Below are 21,081 nucleotides of genomic sequence, written 5' to 3' on the forward strand. Positions count from 1 at the left end.
CGATCAGACGTCGGCGACCTTGCGGCCCTTGTACTCCAGGAAGAGCTCGGTGCCCTGCGAGTCGGTGACGACCTTGGCCTGGTGCGGGCGGCTGTAGACGACCTTGCCGTTCTCGACGGTCTTGACGAGCGCGGGAGCCTCGGCCTTCCACTGCGCGCGACGCGAGCGGGTGTTGGAACGGGAGACCTTGCGCTTCGGGGGGTTACCGGCCATGACTAGTTACCTTCTGTGTTCTCGGGCGCACGGTCTGCCGCGCTCCCTTGGTCCGTGATCTGCTGGAGCGCGCTCCATCGAGGATCGATGGGAGCCACAGTCTCCGTGCCGGCATTCCTGACCAGCCGCTCACCGGTCTCGGGGTCGAGTCCAGGGCAATCCGGCTGGCACACCGGCTGAAACGGGAGCGATAGAACCACCGCATCCCTGACCAGAGTTTCAAGATCCACGTGGTCGTCTTGAACCTCGAAGTCGTTCGCTTCCTCTCCAGGATAGGCGAAAAGCTCCTGAAACTCGACTTCGACAGGCTCCTCGATCGGATTCAGGCATCGGCTGCACTCGCCGCGGTACCTCGAGTCGACCGTTCCGGAGGCCAGGATGCCCTCGTGCACGGACTCCAAGCGGACGTCGACGCTCACGTCGGTACCGGCCTCGACGGCGACGAGCCCCTCACCCCACTGCTCGGGCAGGGCGACGGTGATCTCGTGCTCGCGCATCTCGCCCGGGCGTCGGACGATGTCGCGGACGGGCAGCACGAACGGTCCGTTCAATCTCGTCTTCACCCCGCAAGTCTACCGGCCGCGCGGCGTCCCGGACCGGGGCCGACGGCGTGCGGGCCGGGGTCAGAGACCGCGTGCGCCGGTGTCCAGGAACCGCGCGACCGGCGCCGGGACGAACGGCGACACGTCGCCGCCGAGCGCCGCCACCTGACGGACCAGCGAGCTGGAGACCAGCGCGTGCGCCGGGTCCGGCAGCAGGAACACGGTCTCGATGTCGGCGAGGTGGCGGTTCACGATGGCCATGGGCGACTCGTACGCCACGTCGACCTGCGAGCGGATGCCCTTGACGAGCACTCCCGCGCCGACATCGCGCGCGTAGTCCACCAGGAGCCCCATGCTCCAGGAGCCGACGATGACCTGGCCGGCGACCCCCGCCTCCGCGATCGACTCCTCCAGCAGCGAGAGCCGCTGGGACACCGGCAGCATCGCCTGCTTGTCGGGGTTGTGCACGACGAGCACGTGCAGCTCGTCATACAGCGCGGCGGCTCGACGGATGACGTCGAGGTGCCCCAGAGTGGGCGGATCGAAGGAACCCGGGACGACGGCGATCCGGCTGCTCACTTCGACTCCTTCGTTCGGTCAGTGCACCGCATCCGTCCAGCCTAACGGGGTCGTCACCGGTCGTGACGCGTCCTCGCCCCACGCTCAGTTCTTCGCCAGGGCGGCGCGGTCCTCGTCGCTGAGCCGGCGATCGATCGCCTGTCGCAAGCCGGGATGCTGCTGGAGCCCCGGATCCCCGCTGAGGATCTCCTCCGCGATCTGCCTGGCCCGCACGATCAGCTCCTCGTCCTTGATGACGCGGAGGAGCTTGAGGGACGATCGGGCGCCGGACTGCCGCGCCCCGAGGACGTCGCCCTCGCCGCGGAGCTCCAGGTCGACCTCCGCCAGGGCGAATCCGTCCAGCGTCGCCGCGACCGCCTCGACCCGGTCTCGGGCGGGCGTGCCCTGCTCCGCCTCGGTGACGAGCAGGCACAGCCCCGGAACGCTCCCGCGTCCGACGCGGCCGCGGAGCTGATGCAGCTGCGAGACCCCGAAGCGGTCGGCGTCATGGACGATCATGGTCGAGGCGTTCGGCACGTCGACCCCGACCTCGATCACGGTCGTCGCCACGAGCACGTCGATCTCACCGCGGGCGAACGACCGCATCACGGCGTCCTTCTCCTCGGCCGGCATCCGCCCGTGCAGCCCCGCGAGCCGCAGCCGCCCCACGCGCGGATGCGTCTCCAGGGCGGCGAGGAGCTGCACGACGCCCCAGCGCGGGCCCGTCGGCGCCTCGCCCTCGATCTCGGGCTCGGCCTCCCCGGCTTCGACGGTGTCCTTCTCGGTGTCGATCGCAGCGCACACCGCGAACACCTGTCGCCCCTGAGCGACCTCCTCCGCGGCACGCTCCCAGACGCGGGCGAACCAGCCGGGGTGATCGGCCAGCGGTGCCACGTGCGTCTCGATCCCCGCGCGTCCCTCGGGCATGGTGCGGATGACCGACGTGTCCAGGTCGCCGAAGACCGTCATCGCGACCGTCCGCGGGATCGGGGTGGCGGTGAGGACGAGGGCGTGCGGACTCGCTCCCTTGGCGCGAAGCGCCTCGCGCTGCTCGACCCCGAACCGATGCTGCTCGTCGACCACCACGAGGCCGAGGTCCGCGAACGTCGTCTTCTCCCCGAGGAGCGCATGCGTGCCGACCACGATGAGCGCCTGGCCGGAGGCCACCCGGAGGGCGGCCTTGCGTCGTTCGGGTGCGGACATCTGCCCGGTGAGGAGCGTCGGCATCAGCTGCGGCGCCAGCTCCGGTCCGAGCATCTTGGTGATCGATCGCAGGTGCTGGGCGGCGAGGACCTCCGTCGGCGCGATCAGCGCCGACTGACCGCCCGACTCGGCCACCTGGAGCATGGCCCGCAGCGCCACGAGCGTCTTGCCCGACCCGACCTCGCCCTGGATCAGACGGTTCATGGGCGCGCCGCCGACGAGATCCCGCTCGATCACCGCGCCGACCGCCTCCTGGTCGGCGGTGAGAGAGAACGGCAACGCGGCGTCGAAGCGCTCCCGCAGTCCTCCGGGCCGCGCCTCACGCCGCGTGGCCGGCAGGCTCCGGACGACGCCCCGCTGCTCGAGCAGCGCCGTCTGCATCGTGAGTGCCTCGTGCATCCGCAGCGTCCGCAGAGCGGGCTCGATCTCGTCCCGCGTCCGCGGCCGGTGCACCTGCTCCAAGGCCGCCCGGGCGTCGAGCAGGTGCTCCTCCCGCCGCAGGTCCTCCGGCAACGGGTCCGGCACGGGACCGAGCTCGTCCAGGACGACGGCGACCATCTTCTCGATCTGCCACGTCGCCAGGGCCGACGTGGCGGGATACAGGGGGATCGGTCGCGTGACGACCTTGTCCGCCTTGGTGCGCGCCTCGAGCTCGTCGTCGAACAGCTCGTACTGCGGATGGGCGAACTGCGTGACGCCCTTGTAACGGCCCACCTTGCCGGAGAAGACGCCCCGGCGCCCCAAACGCAGCTCCTTCTCCCGCCACTCGAGCTGGCCGCGGTGCTTGCCGAAGAACGTGAGCGACATGCGTCCGATGCCGTCGCCGATCGTGACCTCCATCATCGCGCCTCGGCGGTTGCGCATGTCCCGCACGGACACGCTCATCACCTCGGCCACGATGGTGACGGTCTCCCCCACGGGCAGGTCGAGGATCGGCGTCAGCTCGCCCCGGCTCGCATAGCGCCGCGGATAGTGCGACAGCAGATCGGCGACGGTCTGCATCCCGAACGCCTTCTCCAGCGCCTTGGCGTTGGTCGCGCCGACCGCGGCGTCCAGCCGGGTCTCCAGGGTCACGGGCATGTTCCGAGTCTAGGGTCGCGCACCGACACGGATCCGCGGGCCGGGAGGGAGCGCGTCCGGCCGCGGGCTAGGCTCGCCGGGTGACGAGAATCATCGCGGGAGCCGCAGGCGGCCTGCGTCTGGACGTGCCGGCGAGCGGGACCCGCCCCACCAGCGACCGCGTCCGCGAGTCGCTCTTCGCGGCTCTGGAGTCGGCGGATGCGATCGAGGGGGCCCGAGTGCTCGACCTCTACGCCGGCTCCGGCGCGCTGGGCCTGGAGGCGTTGAGCCGTGGCGCGGCGAGCGCGGATCTCGTCGAGCGCTCCCGCCCGGCTGCGGGCGTCGTGCGCCGGAACGCCCAGCGCGTCGCGAAGGCGCTGGGGAGCGCGCGCAGCGCCCCCGCGCGGGTCCACGAGAGCACGGTCCACGCCTTCCTCTCTCGCGCCGCGGGACCGTACGACCTCGTGTTCACCGATCCGCCCTACGACCTCGACGACACGGCCATGACAGCGGATCTCGTGGCCCTCGCGCCCCTGCTCTCGCCGGAGGCCCTCGTCGTCGTGGAACGCGCCAAGCGGGCCGCCCCTCCGGAGCTCGACGCCGCCGGGCTGGTCCTCGTCCGCGAGCGCGCCTACGGGGACACCCGCGTGTGGTGGGCGGAGCCCGCCTCGGACGACGACGCGGGCGACGCGGACGACGAAACGGGTCAGCCCGACGCGGCGTCCCAGTCGCGGTAGGGGTCCCACCCCGCGACGTCGACCGGTTCGTCGTCGCACGTCACCCGGGCCTCCGCCCGCGCCGGGACCACCCGGCCGATCTCCCGGAATCCGGGAGGCAGGGCACCCGGGGGGAACGTGGCGAGCAGGGCGTGGTCCTCGCCGCCGGCCAGCGCACGTTCCGGAGCCGGTCCGAGCGCGTCGCGTCGGAGCTCCAGGGTGACGCCCGAGGCCTCCGCCATCCGACGAGCGTCCAGGGCCAGCCCGTCCGAGACGTCCATCATCGCCGTCGCTCCGGCCATCGCGGCGACCGGCCCCAGTCCCACCGGCGGCGCCGGTCGCAGCTGGGCGTCCACGAGCTCCCGTTCCCCCGGGCCGAGCGAGGCCCCGTCCACCGGGACCGGTTCGCCGCCGCGCCGGAACCGCTGGAACAGGATGGCGAGCCCGGCTCCGGCCGCCCCCGCCTCGCCGGCGAGCGCGACCGTGTCGCCGACGCGGGCGCCCGCCCGCGTCACCGGCGCCCGCCCGTCGAGATCGCCCAGCGCCGTGACCGCGATCGTCAGCACGTCGGACGTCGTCAGATCGCCCCCGACGACGGCGCACCCCGGGGCCAGCGCAGCGCCGGCGTCGCGCAGGCCGTCGGCCAGGCGCTCCACGAACGACACCGTCATCTCCCGGGGGATCGCGAGGGCCACGAGCAGCGCCGTGGGGCGGGCGCCCATCGCGGCGACATCGGCGAGGTTCACCGCTGCGGCCTTCCACCCCAGGTCGTAGCCGCTCGACCACGCCAGGCGGAAGTCGGGGCCGTGCACCAGGGTGTCGGTCGTCGCGACCACGGATCCGGACGGAGCGGCGAGCACGGCCGCGTCGTCACCGGGACCGATCAGGGCCAGCTCCGCCGCCGGAGTGCGCGCCAGGATCGCGCGCAGCAGCGCGCCCTCGGAGACGTCGGAGATACGGGGGTCGTCGGGATCCGCGGCGGCGGAGCCTGGGAGGCGGGGCATGGCTCCCACGGTAGCCTGGACTCATGCCCCGCCGACTGCTCGCCGCCCTCCTCACGGTCGTCGGCGGAGCAGCCGTCCTCACCGGGTGCTCCTCCACCGTGCACCTGGAGCCGGCCGAAGCGGCGAACGACCCCGCGTGCGCCGAGGTCTCCGTCCGCCTGCAGAACGTCCCGTCGATCGGCGAGCAGGAACGCCGGTGGACCGACGCACAGGCCACCGCGGCCTGGGGCGTTCCCGGGCAGCCGTCGGCCGTGCTCCTCGTCTGCGGCCTGCCGAAGGCGCAGCCCACGAGCGAGCTGCAGTGCGTCACCGCGGAGGGCATCGACTGGCTCGTCGACGTCTCCGAGCGGCCTTGGCTGCGCCTGACCACGTACGGGCGAGAGCCCGCCGTCCAGCTCTACGTCAACACGAAGCCGGACGAGCCGAACAAGGGCCTCAGCGCCAACGACGTCGTGGGCAACAAGAGTCTCGCGGCGGCCATCGGGACCATCCCCGCGGAGAACCGCTGCACGGAGCCGGACGCGCTCCAGGACGACGCCCAGGGCTGAACCCGGGCGACGGGAGCGCCCCCCTCTCCCGCCGACGGTCCGATCAGCGACGCAGGCCCGCGTCGATCAGCTCCGAGATCAGCTCCCGGTACGACAGCCCGCTGGCGATCCAGCACTTGGGGAACATCGAGATCGGGGTGAATCCCGGCATCGTGTTCAGCTCGTTGACGACGATCCCGTTCTCCGTCGTGAGGAACATGTCGACACGGGCGAGGCCGCGCCCGTCGACCGCCTCGAACGCACGCACCCCCGCGGCCTGGATCGCGGCGACCTGGTCGCCGTCCAGCTCGGCAGGGCACACCACGTCGACCCCGTCGCCGCCGAGGTACTTCCCCTCGAAGTCGTAGAAGCCTCGGGAGGTCAGCACGATCTCCCCGGGGACCGAGGCCCGCGGGCCCTCGGCGCCTTCCAGGATCGCGACCTCGATCTCCCGCCCGACGACACCGGTCTCGATGAGGACCTTGTCGTCCTCCGCGAACGCGATCGCCAGGGCGTCGTCGAGATCGGCGGCGTTCTCGACCTTGGAGACGCCGACGCTCGAACCCGCGCGGGCGGGCTTCACGAACACGGGGAGTCCGAGCTCCGCCGCCGAGGCACGGACGTCCTCGGGCGCGGCGTCCCACTCCCGGCGGCGCACGGTGACCCACGGCGCCACGGCGATGCCCGCGGCCTGCAGCGCAACCTTCATGAAGTGCTTGTCCATGCACAGCGCCGAATCGAGCACGCCGCCGCCGGCGTACGGGACCTCGAGCGTGTCGAAGAAGCCCTGCAGGGTCCCGTCCTCGCCGTGCGGGCCGTGCAGCAGAGGCAGCACCACGTCGATCTCGCCGAGGTCGTGCGCCTCGCCGCCGGGACGGACCACCCGCAGCGTGCGGATCCCGCCGGGCTCCGGCCACTGCACGCGGGTGCCGTTGTCGACGACCTCCGGCAGGTGTGCGGCGTCCAGAGGGAACTTGTCCGGGTCGTCGTCCTCCAGGACGAACGCGCCCTCCCGAGTGATCCCGACCGGGATCACGTCGAAGCGATCACGATCGATCGCTCGAAGCACCCCTCCCGCCGTTGCGGAACTGATCGAATGCTCGCTGGAGCGCCCGCCGAAGAGCACCACCACCGCCTGCTTGTCCATTCTGGGTCCTCTCCCCCTGAGGGGTGTCGTCGTCGGTGGTCAGATGCGGGGCGATGTCGCGCGGGTCCATGGTGCCGTCCAGCACCATCTTGACCTGCTCGACGATCGGCATCTCCACGCCGGCGGCGCGGGCCAGCTGCAGCACGGGCGCGACGGAGGCGAGTCCTTCGGCCGTCTGCTGCATCTGCTTGACCACGTCCTGGTAGCCGTATCCCTGGCCGAGCAGGCGCCCGGCGGTGTTGTTGCGGCTGAGCGGCGACTGGCAGGTGGCGATGAGGTCGCCGAGCCCCGCCAGGCCCTGCAGCGTCTCGGGCTGAGCGCCGTTCGCGACGGCGAAGTCGGTCATCTCCACGAGCCCGCGGGTGATGATCGACGCCTTCGTGTTCTCGCCGTACCCCACGCCGTCCACGATCCCGATCGCGACGGCGATGAGGTTCTTGAGGACGCCGCCGAACTCCGTGCCGACGACGTCGGTGTTCACGAAGCTGCGGAAGTACCGGTTGCGCGCTGCCCGCGCGACGATGTCCGCCGTCTCCTGGCTGTTCGAGGCGATCACGGCGGCCGTGGGCTGCTCACGGGCGATCTCCAGCGCGAGGTTCGGCCCGCTCGCCACGGCGATGCGGTCGGGATCGCAGCGCAGCTCCTGCTCGATCACCTGGCTCATCCGCAGGCCGCTGCGCCGCTCGACGCCCTTCATCAGGCTCACCACCGGCGCGTCGGAGCCCGCGAGCAGCGGACGCAGCGCCTTGAGGTTCTCCCGCAGCGACTGGCTCGGCACCGACAGGTACACCTGCTCCGCGCCGTCGAGCGCCGCCGAGAGTTCGTGGGTTGCCGTCATCGATCGCGGCAGGTTGATGCCGGACAGGTACTGCGAGTTGCGCTTGGCCTCGGCGATCTCGTGCGCGAGCTCCGGCCGACGGGCCCACATGGTGACCTGCGCCCCGCCGTCGGCGAGGATCTTGCCGAAGGTGGTCCCCCAGCTCCCCGCGCCGATGACGGTCACACGCGGCCCGGCCACGGGCGCGGGCGTCTGCTTACGAGTCAAGGCGACCTGTCTCCCTCTGACCGTGCTCGGACGGGTTCCAGCGCTGCGCAGGAGCCTTCTCGCCGCGGACCTCTTCGAGGAGCGCCGTGATGGCCGTCATCAGACGGTCGGTGGCCTCGGTGAGCGTGCCGCGCTCCCCCGCGCGCTCGCGCAGGTCGGACAGGTCCACCGGATCTCCGACGACCACCTGCACGCGCTTGCGCGGCGGCCACAGGCTCAGCCCCTTGGCGTAGCGGCCCATGATCTCCTGGGTCCCCCACTGCACCATCGGGATCAGCGGGATGTCGCCCGCGAGCGCCAGGCGCACCGCACCGGACTTGCCGCGCATCGGCCAGAGGTCCGGATCGCGGGTAAGCGTGCCCTCGGGGTAGACGATCACGCCGCGCCCGTGCTCCACGAGCTCGGCGGACTGCTTCAGGGTCAGCTTGGCGGCGGACGCGGACGAGCTCCGCGCCACCGGGATCATGCCCGTCTTCCGCAGGGCCCAGCCGAGGACCGGGACGCGGAACAGGCTCTCCTTCGCCATGAACCGCGGCGCGCGACCGAGCCGCCACACCGCGACGGCGACGATCAGCGGATCGAACTCCGAGTAGTGGTTCGGAGCGAGGACGAACGCGCCGTCCTTGGGCAGCTTGTCGCGCCCGCGGAACTCCAGCTTCGCCGCGAACGACACGAAGGGGACGACGAACACCGCCAGCAGCCAGAACAGGCTGGGGCGGGTCTTCTCCCGAGAGGCTCTGCCCATGTCCTTCGAGGCCCTCCGCTCAGCCGACGACGTCGAAGTCGGCCCCCAGGGCGTCCAGCTTGCTGATGAACTTCTCGTAGCCGCGGCTGAGGATGTCCACCCCCGACACGGAGGACTCGCCCGATGCCGTCAGCGCGGCGATCACGTGGCTGTACCCGCCGCGGAGGTCCGGGACGACGATGTCGGCGCCGTGCAGCGGCGTCGGCCCGGTGATGACCGCCGCCTGCTCCAGGGCACGGCGCGCCACCCGGCGCGGCCCGTCCTGCAGCCCGTGGGGGTGCACGACGATGTCGGCGCCCATCTTGACCAGCGCGTCGGTGAAGCCCATGCGGTTCTCGTACACCGTCTCGTGCACGATGGAGCGGCCGTGCGCCTGGGTCAGCGCGACGACGAGCGGCTGCTGCCAGTCCGTCATGAACCCGGGGTGCACGTCGGTCTCCACGACGACGGGGCGCAGCTCGCCCTCGCGGCGGAAGAGGATGCCGTCCTCCTGGACGTCGAACCAGCCGCCGGCCTTGCGGAACACGTTGAGGAACGTGAGCATCTCCTGCTGACGGGCGCCGCCGACGAAGATCTCGCCGTCGGTCGCGAGGGCCGCGGACGCCCAGGACGCGGCCTCGTTGCGGTCGAAGATGGAGCGGTGGTCGTAGCCGCGGAGCGTGGGCACGCCCTCGATGAGGATGACGCGGTTGGGCTCGTAGGAGATGATCGCGCCCATCTTCTGCAGCACGGCGATCAGGTCCATGATCTCCGGCTCGATGGCGGCGTTGCGCAGCTCGGTCGTGCCCTCGGCGCGCACCGCCGTCAGCAGCACCTGCTCCGTGGCGCCGACGCTCGGGTACGGCAGGTGGATGTTCGCGCCGCGCAGACCGTGCGGCGCGGACAGGCGGATGCCGCTCGGCAGCTTCTCCACGACCGCGCCGAACTTGCGCAGCGCGTCGAGGTGGAAGTCGATCGGCCGGTCGCCGATGCGGCAGCCGCCGAGGTCGGGGATGAACGCCTGGCCGAGACGGTGCAGCAGCGGGCCGCAGAACAGGATCGGGATGCGCGACGCCCCGGCGTGGGCGTCGATCTCCTCCATATGCGCCGACTCGACCCCGCTCGGGTCGAACGTCAGCGAGCCCGGCTCGTCCCCGACCGCCACGCGGACGCCGTGCACCTCCAGCAGCGAGCGGACGACCGCCACGTCGCTGAGGTCCGGCACATCGCGCAGCGTGCTGGGGGTCTCGCCGAGGAGCGTCGCGACCATGGCCTTGGTGGCCAGGTTCTTCGCGCCCTTGACGTCCACGCGACCGCGCAGGGGTCGCCCGCCGCGGATCGCCAGCACGTCACCGGTGAGCGAGGGTACCGAACCGACGGAGGTGGTGTCGTGCAGCGGTGTCGTCATTCCCTGGGCCTCTTCTTCTTCACGCGGAGCGCGGCCGGAGCCGCCGGGGCGGAGGTGCCCCCGGCCCACGCTCCCCGCTCAGCGAACGGGCAGGGTCCGTGGCCGCCACGACTCGCGGCGGGCCTCGAACTGCGCGATCTTGTCTTCGTTGCGCAGGGTGAGCCCGATGTCATCGAGCCCTTCGAGGAGCCGCCATCTAGTGTAATCGTCGATGCCGATGGAGGCCTGGAAGTCGCCGATCACGGCGGTGCGCTCGACGAGGTCGACCGTGATCTCGCGACCGGGCTCCTCGTCGATCAGCGCCCAGATCCGCTCGATGTCGGCCTCGTCGACGGTCGCGGCCAGAAGGCCCTGCTTGCCCGAGTTGCCCCGGAAGATGTCGGCGAACCGGGGGCTCAGGACGACCTTGAAGCCGTAGTCGCGCAGCGCCCAGACCGCGTGCTCACGACTGGAGCCGGTGCCGAAGTCGGGCCCCGCGACGAGGACGGACGCCTTCGCGAACGGCTCCTGGTTGAGGACGAACTCCGGATCCTGCCGCCAGGCGTGGAACAGGGCGTCGTCGAAGCCGGTCTTGGTGACGCGCTTGAGGAACACGGCCGGGATGATCTGGTCGGTATCGACGTTGGAGCGCTTCAGCGGAGCGGCGACGCCGGTGTGCGTGGTGAACTTCTCCATGATTCAGGCCTCCTGCTCGACCAGGTCGCTCGGGCTGGACAGGGTGCCGCGCACCGCGGTGGCGGCGGCGACGAGCGGCGACACGAGGTGCGTGCGCCCGCCCTTGCCCTGCCTGCCCTCGAAGTTGCGGTTGGAGGTGGAGGCGCAGCGCTCGCCCGGGGCGAGCTGATCGGGGTTCATGCCCAGGCACATCGAGCAGCCGGCGAACCGCCATTCGCCGCCGAACTCCTCGACGATCTTGTCGATCCCTTCGGCCTCGGCCTCCAGGCGGACGCGGGCCGAGCCCGGGACGACCATCACCCGGACGCCCTCGGCCTTCTGCTTGCCCTTGATGATGGACGCGAAGGCCCGCAGGTCCTCGATCCGGCTGTTCGTGCAGGAACCCATGAAGACCGCGTCGACCTTCACGTCCTTCAGCGGCGTCCCGGGCGCCAGGTCCATGTACTCCAGGGCCCGCTCGGCGGCGGCGCGCTCGTTCGGGTCCTCGATCGCGGACGGATCCGGGACGGACGAGGACAGGGAGCTGCCCTGGCCCGGGTTGGTCCCCCAGGTCACGAACGGCTCCAGCGCGTCCGCGTCGATGAAGACCTCCGCGTCGAACTCGGCGCCCTCGTCCGTCGGGAGCGTCCGCCAATAGGCGACGGCGTCGTCCCAGTCCTGCCCCTGCGGGGCATGCGGCTTGCCCTTCACGTACGCGAAGGTCGTCTCGTCCGGAGCCACCATGCCGGCGCGGGCACCCGCCTCGATCGACATGTTGCAGATCGTCATGCGGCCTTCCATGGACAGCGCGCGGATGGCGCTGCCCCGGTACTCCAGGACGTAGCCCTGCCCGCCGCCGGTGCCGATCTTGGCGATCACGGCGAGGATGATGTCCTTCGCCGTGACCCCGGGGCGCAGCGTCCCCTCGACGTTGATCGCCATCGTCTTGAACGGCTTCAGCGGCAGGGTCTGGGTCGCCATGACGTGCTCGACCTCGCTGGTGCCGATCCCGAACGCCATGGCGCCGAACGCGCCGTGCGTCGAAGTGTGCGAGTCGCCGCAGACGACGGTGATGCCGGGCATCGTCAGGCCGAGCTGCGGCCCGACGACGTGCACGATGCCCTGCTCGGCATCGCCCAGCGAGTGCAGGCGCACGCCGAACTCCTCGGCGTTGCGGCGCAGGGTCTCGATCTGCGTGCGGCTGGTGAGGTCGGCGATGGGCTTGTCGATCGCCAAGGTCGGGGTGTTGTGATCCTCGGTCGCGATCGTGAGGTCGAGGCGCCGGAGCGGCCGCCCCTCCGTGCGCAGCCCGTCGAAGGCCTGCGGGCTCGTGACCTCGTGCACCAGGTGCAGGTCGATGTAGATGAGGTCCGGCTCGCCGTTCTCGCCCTTGACCACGAGGTGGTCGTCCCAGACCTTCTCAGCCAGGGTACGGGGGCGCGTCGGCGCGGTCGTCGCGTCGTTGGTCATGTGTCGCTGTCTCCTGTTGTCGGCGTATGGCCAGAGCGGACTCCGCGACGAGGATGGCCTAGCTGATCGAGGTCTCGTCGCGGCTGCTAAGGAGAAGCGCCGGCGCCTGCATGCCGGTCAGTTTACACCGGCACGCAGGCGCCTCGGACCGCGGGCGTCACTCCGTGACGGCGAGGTCCCGCCTGCCACCTCCACCCGCCGCCCCGCTGCCGTCAGGGAACGACATTCGATACCTCGCCGGGAAGAACCAAGAACTCCCCGACGACGGTCGTCCCGTCCTCGGCGTAGACAGGGACCGGGAAAGACCGTCCTCCCCGTTCCTGCTGCCACGCCAGCGCCTGCTCCGGCGAGGTGAAGGACAGAGCGGCCGTCGTGCCGTCCGCGACCTCCAACTCCGTCCTGCGGACGTATCCGAGCCTGCCGTTGGTCGCGTACGCCCGGATCAGATCCGGCTCCTGTTCCCGGTTCGAGGCGTCCGCCGCTGACCCGAAGGTCTCACCGTGCGCGTTCACCGCGTAGGACGGCGCCGGGCGGGTCTCCGAAATGTCGCGGGATTCCGATGTCGCTCCGTTGGCGGCGAGCACCGTTCCGCCGGCGGCGCCGGCGAGTGCGGCCACGGCACAACCAGCGCCGATCAGAATCCGCCGACTCACCGTCATCATTGTCCTCTTGCTCACCGATCTGGTGTGCAAAACGTACTCCTGAGGCGAGGAGAAGTACAGAGAGACGGCGAGGCGCCCGCGTGGGCACGGGGTGCCGGCACGCAGGCGCCTCGGACCGCGGGCGTCACTCCGTGACGGCGAGGTCCCGCTTCTCCTGCTTCTTGTCACGCGAGGACGCGATGAGGCTCGCCACGGTCGCCACGGCCATGGAGGCGAAGATCACGCCGAGGGAGACCCAGTTGTTGATGTCCGGCGCCCACTCGATCGGGTGGCCGCCGTTGATGAACGGCAGCTCGTTGTGGTTCATGGCGTGCAGGATCAGCTTGACGCCGATGAAGCCCAGGATGAACGCGACGCCGTAGTGCAGGTAGCGCAGCTTCTCCAGCAGGTCGCCGAGCAGGAAGTAGAGCTGGCGAAGGCCCATCAGCGCGAACAGGTTCGCCGTGAAGACGAGGAACGGGTTCTGCGTGACGCCGTAGATCGCGGGGATCGAGTCGACCGCGAACATCAGATCGGTCACGCCGATCGAGACGAACACGATCAGCATCGGGGTGAACATCTTCTTGCCGTCCACGACCGTGCGGAGCTTGGCCCCGTCGTAGTTGTCGCTGATGTCGATCCCGCGGCGGAGCATCCGGATGATGAAGTTCTCCGTCTGCTCGTCGTCCTCGTGCTTCTCCGGCATCGCCTGGCGGATGGCCGTGAAGATGAGGAACGCCCCGAAGAGATAGAAGATCGGGCTCAGGTGCTCGACCGCCGCGCCGACGATGAGGATGAAGATCGCCCGCAGCACCAGGGCGATGATGATCCCCACCATCAGCACCTCCTGCTGGTACCGCCGAGGCACCGAGAACTGCGTCATGATCAGCACGAAGACGAACAGGTTGTCGATGGAGAGGCTGTACTCCATCGCCCACCCGGTGAGGAAGTCGACCGAGTCCTTGGTGTCCCCCATCAGGAACAGGAGCCCGGCGAAGATCAGCGCGAGGGTGACGTAGAAGGTGACCCAGAGGGCCGATTCCTTCGTGGAGGGGATGTGGGGCCGCTTCAGGATGAGCAGCAGGTCTCCGACGAGGATCAGCGTCAGCACGATCAGCGACGTGACCTCGAACCAGACAGGGATGTCCACGGGCGCGATGCACCTTTCGAAAGGGTCGGTCAAGAGCCGAAAGTCTCTCCCCCGCACCGAAGTGCGTCGCGCGCCCGGAGCAGCGATGACGATGCTCGTGATGACGACCGCGCGGAAGCGGGATACTCCCTCTCGCCTGAACATCGTACCGGACCGAGCGTCGTGCACCGGCCGTCGCTCGTGGTGAAATGGTCGGCGTGAATCCGAACGCGCGCCCTCAGAACGTCGAGCACGGCACCGACCCCCTGGAGACGCAGGCGCGGAATCCGTGGGCCCGGTCCATCGCCTCCCTGATCTTCGTGAGCCGCTGGCTGCAGGCTCCGCTGTACATCGGGCTCATCATCGCGCAACTCGTCTACGTCATCGTGTTCATGGTCGAGCTCTGGCATCTCATCGTCGAGGACGTGTTCGGCGACATCACCCACATCAACGAGGCGACGATCATGCTCTCGGTCCTCGGCCTCATCGACGTGGTCATGATCGCGAACCTGCTCATCATGGTCATCATCGGCGGCTACGAGACCTTCGTCTCGCGGATCCACGTGGACGGCCACCCGGACCAGCCCGAGTGGCTCTCCCACGTCAACGCGAACGTGCTGAAGGTCAAGCTCGCGATGGCGATCATCGGCATCTCGTCGATCCACCTGCTGAAGACGTTCATCGCGGTCGGGAACATGGACGCCGACGGCACGCGGACCGAGATCGGCGACTACACACCGACCGGCGTCCTGTGGCAGGTCGTCATCCACATGGTGTTCATCGTCTCCGCGCTCGCGCTCGCCTGGATCGACCGGATGTCGTCCCACACCGCTGCCAAGCCCGCCGCCCCCACCGGGCACTGAGCCGGACACGATCCGGCACCGATCCGCACCGGTCCCGATCCGGATCTGAGACGATTCCCGCACACGCGACACTTCCCGGTGAGAGACACCGAACGGAGCGGGAATGACAGAGGCGACGGACGACCAGGCACTGGTCGCGCGAGCGGCCGAAGGTAGCGAGCACGCGTTCCGCGCGCTGTATCGCGCCTACGTGCGGCCGGTGTACTGGATCGCCCACGGCATCCTCGGATCCCCGGCGGATGCCGAGGACGTGGTCCAGGAGACGTTCGTCGTCGCGTGGCGCAAGCTCCCGGGACTCGTTCTCGCGGGCGACTCCGTGCTGCCCTGGCTCGCCACGATCTGCCGGTTCCAGGCGGCCAACCGTCTGCGCCGGCGGATCCGAGACGAGTCCCGGACGCAGGAGGGCCTGGACGAGACCCTGCCCGCGACCGTGGACGTGGAGCAGCAGGTCATCAGCGCCGAGCTGGCGGATCGGATCACCCGCGAGCTCGCGGGGATGAGCGAGCTCGACCGCGAGATCTTCCGCCTCTGCGCCGCCGAGGGCTATGCCTACCAGGCCGCCGCCGACGAGCTCGGGGTCGGCCACGCCGTCGTCCGCAACCGTCTCTCCCGCGTGCGCACCCGCCTGCGCGGAGCCGTGACCGGAACGGAACCCGCATGAACGCCCAGACCCCCGACATCACCCTTCCCGACCTCCCGGACGACAGCGTCGCGCGCATCGAGGAGGCGGTGTTCGAGCGGATCGCCGACGAGCGGACCGCGGACCGGAAGAAGGCCGAACGCTCCCGCTCCCGCCGTCGCCGGGGCTGGTTCACCGCCGGGGGGATCGCTGCGGCCTTCGTGGTCGGCGTGATGGTCACCCCGGCCGTCGTGAACGGTCTCGGCGGCGCGTCGGGCTCGTTCGCGACCTCGGTGGCCGAGGACTCTGGCGGCGCGCCCGCGCCGGAGAGCGCCGGCGGCGGGGTCACCTATGACACCGAAGCACAGAGCGACGCCGGCTCGGCCGTCAAGGGCGCGGATCCCGGTGCGCCCGCCGAGCGCGAGATCATCCAGACGGGATCCGCCACGGTCCGGGTGGACGACATCCGCGCGGCCGCCGAGACCCTCACGACCCTCGCCGAGAAGCACGGCGGGTTCATCGAGAGCCAGGACATCGGCGCGGGCGGCGACCCGGCCGCCGACGGCGACCGGGCGGCGACGAGCGAACCGGCCCTTCCCCGCGGCGACGACTACGGCTGGCTCACCGTGCGCGTGCCCGCCGCGGACCTCTCCGTCCTGATGGACGAGCTGGGGTCCCTCGGCGAGGTGACCGCCACGTCCGTCGGCCAGAGCGACATGACCGCCGTCGCCGTGGACCTGCGGGCCCGGATCGAGTCCTCGAAGGCGTCCGTGCAGCGGCTCACCGAGCTCATGGCGCAGGCGGGCTCCGTCGCCGACCTGCTGGCCGCCGAGACGGCTCTCACCGACCGCCAGGCGCAGCTGGAGGGATACGAGCAGCAGCTCAAGGATCTCGAGACGCAGGTCGACATGTCCACGCTGTCCGTCTCGCTCACCCGGACGGCGGACCCCGTGAAGGCGGACCCGGCCGGATTCGGGGACGGACTCGCCGCGGGCTGGACCGGACTCATCGCCACCCTCAACGGCCTCGTGGTCGCCCTCGGGTTCCTGCTGCCGTGGCTGGTGATCGCCGGAGCCGCCGCCCTCGTCGTCTGGGGAGTGATCCGCCTCCGCCGGCGCCGTCGCCCGGCCCGCGCGGAGACGGTCGACCGCGCCTGATCCGAAGCGACGCCCGCCGGTCCCCGATCGGCGGGCGTCGTCGTGCGGTCAGCTCACGGCGCGGCGGACCAGGTCCGTGACCCGCTCCTCGACCTCCGGCGTCCACGAGCGCACCGCGAACCCGACCGGCCACATGTCGCCGTCGTCGAGCGCCGCGCGATCCTCGAACCCGATCGTCGCGTAGCGGGTGTTGAACTTCTTCGCGGGCGAGAGGAATACGACGATCTTGCCCTCGCCGTTGGCGAACCCGGGCATCCCGTAATAGGTCTTCGGCACGAGATCGGGCGCCACGGCGGAGACCACCCGGTACAGACCCTCGCCGAGCACCCTGTCCTCGGGCTCCAGGGCGTCGATGGCCTCCTTCACCGCCTTCTCGCCCGCGGCACGGTTCTTCCCCGCCTTCTCCTGCTCGCGCAGCTCCTTCGCGCGCTGCTTGACCGCCTCGCGCTCCTCCTTGCTCAGCCCCGCAGAAGCCTCGTCCTTGGCCATGTCTCCTCCGTCATCATCGTGTCCGTGGCCCGGGCGCTCCCGCCCGGTACGGATCCGAGGCTACGCGGATCCGTACCGGCGTCACTTCTCGGTTCCTGATCGATCTCCCCGGATCCTGAACGCGTGCGTGAGAACGCGCCTGTTCCCTGATTTTCCGGGGTATACAAGAACTCTTGTTGAATTCGGATCCCCGCCCTACCGTGGTCGGCGTGGAACAGATCTCCGTCATCACCGCCGTGCACCACCCGCTCCGGCGACGCATCGTCGACCACCTCGTGCTCCACGACACAGCGCAGGTCACCGTGCTCGCACGGCGCCTCGACGCACAGGTCGGCAGCATCAGCCACCACCTGAGGATGCTGGAGCGCGCCGGGGTCGTGGAGCGCGCAGAGGCGCCCGACGGCGACCGGCGTGCCAGCTGGTGGCGCCTGGCCCGACGCGGCTTCACCTGGTCCGCCGACGATTTCGCCGACTCCCCCGCCGACGCGCTCCTGGCCCGAGAGGCCGAACGGCAGAACATCCGCGCGCAGATCGAGCGACTGCAGCGCGCTCGGCGACGACCGTCGGCCGAGACCCCCGGCTACGACGCCTTCAGCACGGACACCCTCGCATGGGCGACCCCGGGCGAACTGGCGGACCTCGGAGACCGCATCAACGCCGTGGTCCGCGACTGGGCACACGACATCGACCGAGGAGACGGCAGGGAGCGCATCCCGGTCTTCTTCTTCGCACACGGATTCCCCACGGAGGGCTGAGATGACAACCGCACCCCAGCCGCGCCTTCTGCGCGAGCCGCCGCCCTTCCGAAGGGACCGCATGGTCCAGTCGTGGCTGGTCGTCAAAGCGCTCTCCGACGCCGGTGACGCCGTGTGGACCATCGCGGTGGCCTGGACGGCCGTGCAGATCGCCTCACCGGCCATCGCCGGGCTCGTCGTCGCCGCCGGAACGGTGCCGCGCGCCGTGATCCTCATCCTGGGCGGGGCCGTCGCGGACCGGACGGACGCCCGGCGGATGATGCTGCTGTTCAACGGGATCCGCGTGGCCGTGCTGGTCGGAGCCGCGCTCTGGGCGTTGTCCTCCGCGCCGACGGTCGGGCTGCTCCTCCTCGCGACGGTGGCGTTCGGGATCTGCGACGCCTTCTACGAGCCCGCGGCGGGGACCATGCCGCGCCGGCTCGTCCGGACCGCCGACCTGCCCGCCTATTCGGCGCTCAGCCAGACACTGGGCCGTCTGGGAACGATGGCCGGCGCCGCCGTCGGGGGCCTCCTCGTCGCCCTGTTCGGGATCGGCGGAAGCGCAGCGATCGACGCGGTGACGTTCACCGTCGTGATCGCCTTCCTCACCCTCTGGCTGCGTGCGCGCTTCGCGCTGCCGCGGTCCTCGGACGGAGAGTCGGTGCTGCGCGGGGTCGCCCGCGGCTTCGGCCATCTCCGGCGCGAGCCCGCCACGCGCACGCTCGTCCTGTCGTTGTCCGGGCTCAACCTCGCCGTCGGCCCCGCCCTCGCCATCGGCCTCGCCCTCCAGGCGCATGCCCACGGCTGGGGCGCCGGAGCCGTGGGGCTCTTCGAGGCGCTCGTCGGCGGCGGTGCGCTGGCCGGTGCGCTCGCCGTGGTGCGATTCCGTCCCCGCCGCGAGGCGGTCGCCGCGTTCCGCGCCCTCATCGCGCAGGGGGCGGCGATCGCGGTCCTTGGGATCGGCTCCCCGGTCGCGATCGGCGCGGCGTGTCTCGTGATCGGACTCACCGCGGGGTACGCGTCCGTCCTGCTGGGCGCGACGTTCGCGGCGACCGTGGCGCCGGACTATCTCGGTCGCATGTCGTCGGTGACCCGACTCGGCGACGACGTCCTCATGCCCGTCGCGATGGCCGGCTTCGGCGCTCTCGCGTCCGCCCTCCCCCTCTGGATGCCGTTCGCCCTCTACGGTGCGTCACTCGCGCTGATCATGGTCCTCCCGCTGCGCACCCCCGCGCTGCGGGCCATCGCGCTGCGGGAGGGGAGCCGCGCCGAGGCCGCGGGGACCGCTGTTGAGCACCGACCAAGCGCTCGATAGAGTGCGCGGATGAGGATCACCGACGTCGAGGACCGGCTCTCGCTGCGCGATCTCGTCGAGAGCTACGCGCGCTGCGCGGACGACCGGGCGGGCGCGGAGCTCGCCGCCCTGTTCCTCCCGGACGGCGTCCTGCACGCTCCGGATGGGACCCACGCGGGACGGGCCGAGATCGCCACCGCCATTGCGCGCTTGGACCGCTTCGTCGAGACCTTCCACTTCCTCGGGAACCACCGCTCCGTCCTCCTCGGCGACGAGGCGACCGGGGAGACCTCCTGCACCGCGCACCATCTCCTGTCGAACGAGGACGGGCATGTCGACCTCACGCTGCTCCTCCGCTACCACGATCGCTTCCGCCGGACAGCGCAGGGATGGCGATTCGCCGAGCGCGAGATCCGCGTCGCGTGGAGCGAGCGGCACCCCGTACGCCGCTAGCGGCGCGTGCCGAGAGCGTCTTCACCCCTAGGGGTGAAGACAGGCAGCCCGCTCCCCCGTACCGTGGGGATCATGTCACCAGAGGGTCCCTCGCGCCGCTCGGACGAACCGTCGGCCGATCCGGATGCGACCGCGCTCCGCGTCGCCCTGGTGAACGACTACGAGGTGGTCGCGCACGGTCTCGCCGGGATGATGCGCGCCTATCAGGACGTGATCCAGGTCGTCGAGCTGGATCTGAACACACCCGTGGCGGACGACGTCGACATCGCCCTGTACGACACGTTCGCATCCACGCAGGGTGACCGCGAGGACGTCCACGAGCTGTCCGCGAACCCGCGAGTCGGCCGCGTGGTGGTGTACTCGTGGGTCCTCGACGAGTCCGTGATCCGCGCCGCCATCACCAACGGCGCGGGAGGCTACGTCTCCAAGGGCGTCACCGCGGCACAGCTCGTCACCGCGTTGCGGGAGATCCATGCGGGGCGATCGCAGGTCTGGGTCGACGGACGGAGCGCACCCGCTCCCACGGGCGGGGACTGGCCCGGCCGGGAGGAGGGCCTCACCGCTCGCGAGTCCGAGATCCTCGCGCTCATCACGCAGGGCTTCTCCAACACCGACATCGCCGAGCGCACCCGCCTCTCGATCAACTCCGTGAAGACCTTCATCCGGTCCGCGTACCGTCGCATCGGTGCGCGCTCGCGTACCGAGGCAGTGCTGTGGGGCGTCGAACACGGCTTCCGACCGGACCGTCGCCGCGTGCGCGAGCCCGAGCTCCCGGCTCCCGCGGATGAGTCCCGCGGACAGGTGTAGGACGGCGTGGGACGCATTCACTATGGCGGGACCTCCTCCCCGATCCACGTCGAGGACCGGACTCTCGCCCACCTCACTCTCGTGATGACGACGAAGCTGCGCCGTGGTGAGAGCTTCACCGTCTCCTGGCCGCACTGCGACGACGAGCCGACCGGACGCAGTTCGATCTGGATCCACCCCGCCATCGCACTGCGGTTCGACTTCGACGGGTCCGAACCGCCGACGCTGAATCGGCAGTACCTCATGGAGCTCGCGAGGTCGGCGAGCTCGACGGAGGGCATCCGCCTCACCGCCGAGGACATGGGGCGCCGAGGATGATCCGCCGGTTCCGTCCCGAGCTTCCCCGCCCCGCACCGGTCAGCTCGGGGCGGGGAACGACGAAGGCCCCCGGCAATGCCGGGGGCCTTCGCTCTTCGGTGACCCCAGCGGGATTCGAACCCGCGTTACCGCCGTGAGAGGGCGGCGTACTAGGCCGCTATACGATGGGGCCGTTTCCGCGAGGCTTTCCGTCTCGCGACAACCGTTCAAGTATGACATGACGCTGTGCGCTCGCAAAATCGACGGCGGGCGATCGCGGATCCCGGGAGTGTCGAACGGTCGTTTGCCTCCGGCGCCGGAGGGGAGT

At 70.7% G+C, this 21,081-nt stretch carries 24 protein-coding genes and 1 tRNA gene; 10 read left to right on the forward strand and 15 right to left on the reverse strand.

Annotated elements, in window-relative coordinates; all coding sequences use genetic code 11:
- Positions 1-3: 3 nt before the first annotated feature.
- The 4 genes from rpmF to K8F61_RS06040 all read right to left on the reverse strand — a co-directional run bounded on the left by rpmF (position 4) and on the right by K8F61_RS06040 (position 3,596).
- Positions 4-213, reverse strand: coding sequence for a 50S ribosomal protein L32 (gene rpmF, locus K8F61_RS06025; protein ID WP_050721097.1), 210 nt, complete (start codon positions 211-213; stop codon positions 4-6).
- A 2-nt stretch (positions 214-215) separates the two neighbouring features.
- Complete coding sequence (locus tag K8F61_RS06030) at positions 216-764, reverse strand: YceD family protein (protein WP_067244461.1); 549 nt, start codon at positions 762-764, stop codon at positions 216-218.
- A 72-nt stretch (positions 765-836) separates the two neighbouring features.
- Positions 837-1,334 carry a pantetheine-phosphate adenylyltransferase gene (gene coaD / locus K8F61_RS06035; RefSeq protein ID WP_219084751.1) on the reverse strand — a complete coding sequence of 166 codons (498 nt, stop codon included), beginning with the start codon at positions 1,332-1,334 and terminating at the stop codon, positions 837-839.
- Between the two features lie 84 nt (positions 1,335-1,418).
- Positions 1,419-3,596 (reverse strand): ATP-dependent DNA helicase RecG, encoded by a 2,178-nt coding sequence (locus K8F61_RS06040; RefSeq protein ID WP_067244457.1) that lies wholly within the window; start codon positions 3,594-3,596, stop codon positions 1,419-1,421.
- Between the two features lie 80 nt (positions 3,597-3,676).
- Here K8F61_RS06040 and rsmD point away from each other — a divergent pair, with 80 nt between their 5' ends.
- On the forward strand, positions 3,677-4,312 hold the full coding sequence (rsmD, locus tag K8F61_RS06045) for a 16S rRNA (guanine(966)-N(2))-methyltransferase RsmD (RefSeq protein ID WP_231821027.1): 636 nt from the start codon (positions 3,677-3,679) through the stop codon (positions 4,310-4,312).
- Here the strand turns inward: rsmD and thiL are convergent.
- Positions 4,282-5,295, reverse strand: coding sequence for a thiamine-phosphate kinase (gene thiL / locus K8F61_RS06050; RefSeq protein WP_231821028.1), 1,014 nt, complete (start codon positions 5,293-5,295; stop codon positions 4,282-4,284). The two genes, rsmD and thiL, sit on opposite strands and share 31 nt — an antisense overlap.
- Before the next feature lie 23 nt (positions 5,296-5,318).
- On the opposite strand from thiL, the gene K8F61_RS06055 reads away from it, so the two are divergent.
- Entirely contained in the window at positions 5,319-5,843 is a 525-nt protein-coding gene (locus K8F61_RS06055; protein ID WP_067244449.1) for a hypothetical protein, read from the forward strand.
- Between the two features lie 43 nt (positions 5,844-5,886).
- Here the strand turns inward: K8F61_RS06055 and K8F61_RS06060 are convergent, their stop codons facing one another.
- From K8F61_RS06060 to K8F61_RS06095, 8 genes are all read right to left on the reverse strand, one after another.
- Positions 5,887-6,969 (reverse strand): D-alanine--D-alanine ligase family protein, encoded by a 1,083-nt coding sequence (locus tag K8F61_RS06060; RefSeq protein WP_231821029.1) that lies wholly within the window; start codon positions 6,967-6,969, stop codon positions 5,887-5,889.
- Positions 6,869-8,014: an NAD(P)H-dependent glycerol-3-phosphate dehydrogenase gene (locus K8F61_RS06065; protein ID WP_067244444.1), complete on the reverse strand. Its 1,146-nt coding sequence runs from the start codon at positions 8,012-8,014 to the stop codon at positions 6,869-6,871. The genes K8F61_RS06060 and K8F61_RS06065 overlap by 101 nt, the downstream gene beginning before the upstream one ends.
- A complete protein-coding gene (locus K8F61_RS06070) occupies positions 8,004-8,759 on the reverse strand; it encodes a lysophospholipid acyltransferase family protein (protein ID WP_231821030.1) in 756 nt (251 codons plus the stop codon). Before K8F61_RS06070 ends, K8F61_RS06065 begins: the two co-directional genes overlap by 11 nt.
- A 19-nt stretch (positions 8,760-8,778) precedes the next feature.
- Positions 8,779-10,146, reverse strand: a complete 1,368-nt coding sequence (gene murA, locus K8F61_RS06075) for a UDP-N-acetylglucosamine 1-carboxyvinyltransferase (RefSeq protein WP_231821031.1) — start codon at positions 10,144-10,146, stop codon at positions 8,779-8,781.
- 78 nt (positions 10,147-10,224) lie between these two features.
- Positions 10,225-10,821 (reverse strand): 3-isopropylmalate dehydratase small subunit, encoded by a 597-nt coding sequence (leuD, locus tag K8F61_RS06080; protein WP_067244437.1) that lies wholly within the window; start codon positions 10,819-10,821, stop codon positions 10,225-10,227.
- 3 nt (positions 10,822-10,824) lie between these two features.
- Complete coding sequence (gene leuC / locus K8F61_RS06085; protein WP_067244435.1) at positions 10,825-12,270, reverse strand: 3-isopropylmalate dehydratase large subunit; 1,446 nt, start codon at positions 12,268-12,270, stop codon at positions 10,825-10,827.
- Between the two features lie 212 nt (positions 12,271-12,482).
- Positions 12,483-12,887: a hypothetical protein gene (locus K8F61_RS06090; protein WP_231821032.1), complete on the reverse strand. Its 405-nt coding sequence runs from the start codon at positions 12,885-12,887 to the stop codon at positions 12,483-12,485.
- A gap of 169 nt (positions 12,888-13,056) precedes the next feature.
- Positions 13,057-14,061, reverse strand: coding sequence for a TerC family protein (locus tag K8F61_RS06095; RefSeq protein WP_231821033.1), 1,005 nt, complete (start codon positions 14,059-14,061; stop codon positions 13,057-13,059).
- A gap of 197 nt (positions 14,062-14,258) precedes the next feature.
- On the opposite strand from K8F61_RS06095, the gene K8F61_RS06100 reads away from it, so the two are divergent.
- From K8F61_RS06100 to K8F61_RS06110, 3 genes are all read left to right on the forward strand, one after another.
- A complete protein-coding gene (locus K8F61_RS06100) occupies positions 14,259-14,903 on the forward strand; it encodes a TIGR00645 family protein (protein ID WP_231821034.1) in 645 nt (214 codons plus the stop codon).
- A 103-nt stretch (positions 14,904-15,006) separates the two neighbouring features.
- Positions 15,007-15,564, forward strand: coding sequence for an RNA polymerase sigma factor (locus tag K8F61_RS06105; protein ID WP_231821035.1), 558 nt, complete (start codon positions 15,007-15,009; stop codon positions 15,562-15,564).
- Positions 15,561-16,679 (forward strand): DUF4349 domain-containing protein, encoded by a 1,119-nt coding sequence (locus tag K8F61_RS06110; protein WP_231821036.1) that lies wholly within the window; start codon positions 15,561-15,563, stop codon positions 16,677-16,679. Before K8F61_RS06105 ends, K8F61_RS06110 begins: the two co-directional genes overlap by 4 nt.
- Before the next feature lie 48 nt (positions 16,680-16,727).
- On the opposite strand, the gene K8F61_RS06115 is transcribed toward K8F61_RS06110, so the two are convergent.
- On the reverse strand, positions 16,728-17,168 hold the full coding sequence (locus K8F61_RS06115) for a hypothetical protein (protein ID WP_231821037.1): 441 nt from the start codon (positions 17,166-17,168) through the stop codon (positions 16,728-16,730).
- A gap of 209 nt (positions 17,169-17,377) precedes the next feature.
- Between K8F61_RS06115 and K8F61_RS06120 the strand changes: the two genes are divergently transcribed.
- The 5 genes from K8F61_RS06120 to K8F61_RS06140 all read left to right on the forward strand — a co-directional run bounded on the left by K8F61_RS06120 (position 17,378) and on the right by K8F61_RS06140 (position 20,774).
- Positions 17,378-17,923, forward strand: coding sequence for a helix-turn-helix domain-containing protein (locus K8F61_RS06120; RefSeq protein WP_219084741.1), 546 nt, complete (start codon positions 17,378-17,380; stop codon positions 17,921-17,923).
- A gap of 1 nt (position 17,924) precedes the next feature.
- Entirely contained in the window at positions 17,925-19,217 is a 1,293-nt protein-coding gene (locus K8F61_RS06125; RefSeq protein WP_231821038.1) for an MFS transporter, read from the forward strand.
- A gap of 9 nt (positions 19,218-19,226) precedes the next feature.
- Positions 19,227-19,649: a nuclear transport factor 2 family protein gene (locus tag K8F61_RS06130; RefSeq protein WP_231821039.1), complete on the forward strand. Its 423-nt coding sequence runs from the start codon at positions 19,227-19,229 to the stop codon at positions 19,647-19,649.
- A 72-nt stretch (positions 19,650-19,721) separates the two neighbouring features.
- Complete coding sequence (locus K8F61_RS06135; RefSeq protein WP_231821040.1) at positions 19,722-20,456, forward strand: response regulator transcription factor; 735 nt, start codon at positions 19,722-19,724, stop codon at positions 20,454-20,456.
- A 6-nt stretch (positions 20,457-20,462) separates the two neighbouring features.
- Entirely contained in the window at positions 20,463-20,774 is a 312-nt protein-coding gene (locus K8F61_RS06140) for a DUF7882 family protein (protein ID WP_067244417.1), read from the forward strand.
- A gap of 99 nt (positions 20,775-20,873) precedes the next feature.
- On the opposite strand, the gene K8F61_RS06145 is transcribed toward K8F61_RS06140, so the two are convergent.
- Positions 20,874-20,946: transfer RNA gene (locus K8F61_RS06145), tRNA-Glu, on the reverse strand.
- Positions 20,947-21,081: the final 135 nt, after the last annotated feature.

Source organism: Microbacterium resistens, assembly GCF_021172025.1.
GTDB lineage: Bacteria > Actinomycetota > Actinomycetes > Actinomycetales > Microbacteriaceae > Microbacterium > Microbacterium resistens.